The sequence below is a fragment of the Bradyrhizobium sp. 87 genome (assembly GCF_023073015.1).
Taxonomy (GTDB): Bacteria; Pseudomonadota; Alphaproteobacteria; order Rhizobiales; family Xanthobacteraceae; genus Bradyrhizobium; species Bradyrhizobium canariense_D.
Genome location: NZ_JADPIQ010000055.1, coordinates 1 through 5409 on the forward strand (window position 1 = coordinate 1; position 5409 = coordinate 5409).

The window sequence follows — 5409 nt, forward strand, 5'->3', positions numbered from 1 at the left end:
CGGTCTCGAAAGACCGCGCTGGTCGGCTGCCTTCATTTCACTGGTTAGTACATGTGCTCTTTACTTATGCTGGAGTCGCCGGAATTCCGAGAAGCCCTAAGGCTACGAGAAGAGCTCAAAGCGAAGCTCCTTCGCGCTCAATTGGATGTGGCCAGGTATAAGGCTGAGCTGTCGGAACTCGAGCAAAGGATGGTGAGGGATCTTGATCTTAGAACGGAACTGATCTGTTGGTAGCAGCGTCGTTCGCGATGGGTCGCTTCGCTGTTCAAATTCTGCGAGTGAGAGCGAGGATGTTATGCCCAAGACCACCGGTGGTAAGGCCAAACAGGGTGCCGTTATAGATGGCAACCGAACAAGCGCGAGTTCGCTGTCACAATTTCGCGGGATCGATCATATTGCGATTGCTGTGCTCGACCTTGAAGCCTCTATTGAGTTCTTTCGGGACGTGCTGGGCTTTGAATTGAAATGCCGGTTTCACATCAAGGGTCGAGCGACCGGCATGCTATCTGCCGTGCTTGAGACCCGAGGAATCAGGTTTGTTCTGTGCCAGGGCACTGAACCGACGTCTCAGGTCTCAGAGCTCGTGCGCCATCACGGCGTTGGAGTTGCTCATATCGCTCTTGAGGTCGATGACGTCGATGCTGCTGTAGAGGCTCTAAAATCTCGTGGCTTCGGATTCGATACGAGTGTGATTCGAGGTCCTGGATTGACGCAGGCCTTCTCAAGTCGGTCCATTGAAACGGGGCTTAGCTTCGAAATCATTCATCGAGGCGGAGAGACTGGCTTTCTCGAATCGAATGTCCAGCAGCTTTTCGACCAACTTGAGCAGTCTGGAAAATATTGAGCAATAGGACGTGTACACCTCGATGAGTCATGTCGGACACCGGTGTGATTTTATCCTTCCACGCTTTTCCAAGACTCCAGGATGAATGTCAGGTCGCAAAAATCAGTAATGAACTTCCTGAACGAAGTCTCCAGTCTGTTTCCGTCAGCTGTCTCGCTAGCGTCAGGCAGACCGAGTGACCGGTTCTTCGATAGGCTCAATCCCCAGGTTTTGTTGAACGCGGTGAACGTGTATCAAAACGATTCAGTTGGTGGTCACGGGGGCGCCCACGGATGGGCTCACTTGCTGCAGTATGGACGAACGGCCGGCATCATCAACGAGCTCGTTGCGCAACAGGTGCAATGCGATGAGGGGGTTCCGGCGAGCGCGGACCGCGTACTGATCACCTCAGGATGCCAGGAAGCAGTCGCCCTCTGCCTGCCGGCGCTCTGTCCGGAGCCGTCGGATGTGCTGCTGGTCTGCAATCCCACCTATATCGGTGCGATCGGTGCAGCCAAGGCTACAGGAGTCGCTGTCGCGGCGTTGTCCAATTCAGAACCTTGCCTTGCTGACGCGATCGAGCTCGCCGTGCTGCAATTGCGCCAGAAAAGTCAACAGGCCCGGGCAATATATCTTATCCCCGATTTTGACAATCCGACCGGACGTGTTCTCGATGCAGACGAGCGACGCAACATCCTCCAAGTGTGCGCCAGACACCGGCTCGTCGTTTTAGAGGACAACGCATATGGGCTGTTTCGGTATGACGGCGATCCGGTACCCCCGATGGCCGCTTTGGATGAGGTCGGAAGTGTTATTTACCTTTCCACATTCTCGAAGACAATAAGCCCAGCTCTTCGCGTCGGAGCTGCAAGCCTGCCCGACACGATGTTTGGAGACGTTGCTGCTCGTCGGTCGCTTTGGGAAGATCTGGTCCAGCGCAAGAGCTTCGTTACCGTCAATACGAGCCAAATTGCCCAAGCGATCGTCGCGGGGCTCTTGATTCAAAACGGAGGACGTTTAGGCGATTGGATACGACCGGCTCTGGATTGGTACCGTGAAAATCGCGACATTATGTTGTGTGAGCTGGACAGTGTATTTTCGCCTTTCTCTGATCAAATTCGATGGAGCCGTCCCTCCGGTGGCTTCTTTCTAACTCTTGATCTTCCTTTCAGATTTGGCGCGGACTGCGCAGACGAGTGTGCAAGGCGTGACCATGTCATCGTTACGCCGTTGAGCTTCTTCGCGTTGGATAACTCTCAAGACTGCAGGATACGATTAGCTTTTAGCGCGGTTACTCCCGAGCAAATCCGAACCAGTGTGACAGGTTTGGGTCACTATGTAGCGCGGCGCCTGGAGCAGAAATTGCTGAGGCTGCGCGACGGAGGGGCCCGGGGGTGAAGATAGTCGATCGCTTTCCTTTGGTGGACGCCAGCCGCGCACCTATGGCGGTATTCAGACGCAGCACCAGACGCTCGATTGGGTTACGCGCCACAGTACGTAAATAGTCAATTGGCGCGAGATCCTGAGTCCCGGGGGGATTGTTCTGAAGTGATCGACCGCGTGACCGTTGAAGACAAGTTTGCCTCGTTCGCGGCTCGCGGATTGCTTGTTATGGGCACGGGGCACGTTAGGAGGGATCTGTGCCAGTCTCATCGAGTTGCGAAATAGGCGATTGTGATAGACAGCAATCTGCAGCCCCATCAACCTCGTCTAGCGTCTTTGTTGGCAGTGGGACGCTAGCTATCAGGTGCGCTCAGCTAGCAATGGAGATGGGCCATGTCATCCGAGGGGTGCTGTGTGCCGATGTCATATTCGGCGATTGGGCTGCACGCGCCAATATCTTGCGCGCAGCGAGTGTTGAAGAGCTCTCCGCCTTACTGAATGCCGAATCGGTCGAGTTGATTTTTCTTGTCGGCAATCCATTCAAATTGCCAGCGGATGTGTTTCGTCGTGTCCACAAAGGCGCCTTCAACTACCACGACGGCCCGCTGCCACGATATGCAGGAACTCATGCCACGTCCTGGGCGCTGCTGGCGCAAGAGGTCGAATACGCAATTAGCTGGCATCGGATCGATCATGGTGTGAATACCGATGACCTGGTGATTGAACGTCAGGTATCGATCGCGCCCAACGATACTGCGCTAACTCTCAACCGTAAATGTGATCAAGCCGCCATCGTGGGCTTCCGCGAGCTCTTAACTGGCTTGGCGAACGGAGAGCTCAGTGTTCGTCCTCAGGCGGTAGTGGAGAGAAGCGATTTTCCGAGGTCTCGACCACCAGATGCCGCAGGCTGCATGCGGTGGAATCGTGCTGCGGAAAATTTGTCAGCGATGATGCGAGCCTTAGACTTTGGGCCGTATCATTCAAATCCGCTATGTCTGTCCAAGGCTCTGGTAGGCGACGACGTTGTCGTAGTTAGGAGCTTGGAGGTGTCGGCTCGACGCACGGGTTGTCCGGCAGGTACGTTAGTCGAAATCCACCCCAGCCACTGGCGTGTGGCAACAGATACGGAGGATGTTGATGTCTCGTTTGGCAGCGCGGATGGTAACGCGTTGGACGCGCGTGTGCTTGCGAGGGATTTCGATCTGGATGTGGGGGATTGTCTGCCAGTTTTAGGCGATGATCAGGCGCGGAGCATAACTGTCGCCCACGAAATGTTGGCGTCTCAAGAGCGTTTTTGGCGACAGCGGTTTGAGCGGTTCAAGACATTGCAGTTTCCTTTTTTGTCGTCTCGAGAAGCTGGAGCTCGCTACAAATGGCAGTCGAGCTCGTGGTTCGTTCCAAGTGGTTTGGCCGAGCTGTCGCCGACCGATCGTGCGGAATACCTGATAAGCGCGTGGCTCATCTATCTCGCCCGCGTCACCGGCCAATCAGAGCTTCAGTTGGGATGGACTCCCGCACCGAAAAGTTCGCGAGCCGGGTTGAAGATCATAGACGCGCTTGTCGCTTCTGTCGTGCCAATGGAAATTACCATTGACCTCGGTCATGGTTTTGCTGCGGTGCGCAAATTGGTGGCGGCCGAGTGCGCTCAGCTGAGGGAGTACGATAGCTTTGCGCGGGATCTTATCGCACGTTGTCCGTCGTTGGGGGGTATTGAGCTGCTACGATCGCGCAGACCATGGCCGATTGGCATCACGGTTGTGGCAAATAGCTGTTCTGCTACCGGTGTTAGCCTGAGTTCAGAGGCAATCCTATCCGGTGAATTATTGACGTTTGAGGTTTGTGCTCTAGACGGGCGCTTTCGATTGCACTTTGATGCAAGTCGCTTGGTGGCCGACCAGATCGACCGCATCACGCAGCATCTGCAAAGCCTTTTGTTTGAGGTGGCTGCCGATGCGCATCGGCCGGTGCAACGGATTGGACTGTTGCCGTTCGACGAACGGGTGTACTTGCTAGAGGAGCTGAACCGGACGGCGACGGCCTATCCGTCGGATCGGTGCATCCACGAGCTGTTCGAGGCACAGGTCGCCAAGGCGCCGGACGCGGTGGCGGTGGTCCATGAGGACGAGCGCTTGAGCTATGGCGAGCTCAATGCGCGGGCGAACCGGCTGGCGCATCATCTGATCGGGCTCGGGGTGAAGCCGGACCAGCCTGTGGCGATCTGCCTTGAGCGCGGCGTGGCGATGGTGGTGGGGCTGCTTGCAATCCTCAAGGCGGGTGGCGCCTATCTGCCGTTGGATCCGGCCTATCCGTGCGCACGGCTCAAGCAGGTTCTTGAGGATGCGCAGCCGCAACTGTTGCTGGCCGATGCTGCGGGACGATCCGCGCTGGGCGCCGATGCGCTGGCCGATCTGACGGTGGTCGATCTCGAGACGGCGACATCGGCCTGGGCGAAGCTGCCGGCCTCGGATCCCGACCCGCGTGCGCTTGGCCTGACTTCGCGCCATCTCGCCTATGTGATCTACACCTCGGGATCTACCGGCACTCCAAAGGGCGTCATGGTCGAGCATCGAAGCTTGGTCAACCACACGATTTGGCAGGCGGATAAATTCCATTTCACTACCCACGACGTTTTCTTGCAGCGAACCTCCCCCGCGTTTGATGCCGCCGTATGGGAGCTATGGACAGCCTTGTCGATTGGGGCGCGTTCAATTCTTCTTCCTCGCGACCTGCAATTAGATGTTCGAAAACTTTTAGAGCTACTGGATAAGTATGGTGTCACTGTTCTGCAATTGGTCCCGTCGCTTCTTGCAGCATTGCTTGCGCTTACCGACGTTGAGCAAAAGTATATCGGTTCTTTGCGTTTCACATTCTGTGGTGGAGAGCTTCTTAGAAAAGAATTAGCGAGCAGATGGTTGCAATTGACATCTCAGCCGCTTGTCAATCTCTATGGACCAACTGAGGCGACGATTGACGCGGCTGCTTGGCATTATTCCGCTGGATTTAATAGGTCAGTTGTCCCGATCGGCCGACCGATTGCGAACACGCGGATTTATCTGCTGGACGGTCATGGCGAACTTGTTCCGTTTGGGGCGATCGGAGAGCTTTACATTGGCGGGGCGGGGGTCGCGCGTGGCTATCTGAACCGGCCCGAACTGACGGCGGAGCGGTTCTTGGCCGATCCGTTCAGTGGTGAGGTCGGCGCA

3 protein-coding genes are annotated in these 5409 nt (G+C 56.0%); all 3 read left to right on the top strand.

Annotation, left to right across the window (positions count from 1 at the left end; translation table 11 throughout):
• Positions 1–295: 295 nt before the first annotated feature.
• Positions 296–844 carry a VOC family protein gene (locus IVB50_RS13990; RefSeq protein ID WP_247296085.1) on the top strand — a complete coding sequence of 183 codons (549 nt, stop codon included), beginning with the start codon at positions 296–298 and terminating at the stop codon, positions 842–844.
• Between the two features lie 282 nt (positions 845–1126).
• Entirely contained in the window at positions 1127–2221 is a 1095-nt protein-coding gene (locus IVB50_RS13995) for a PLP-dependent aminotransferase family protein (RefSeq protein WP_157643152.1), read from the top strand.
• A gap of 371 nt (positions 2222–2592) precedes the next feature.
• The coding region (locus IVB50_RS14000; protein ID WP_247296087.1) for an amino acid adenylation domain-containing protein at positions 2593–5409 on the top strand (2817 nt) is incomplete at its 3' end.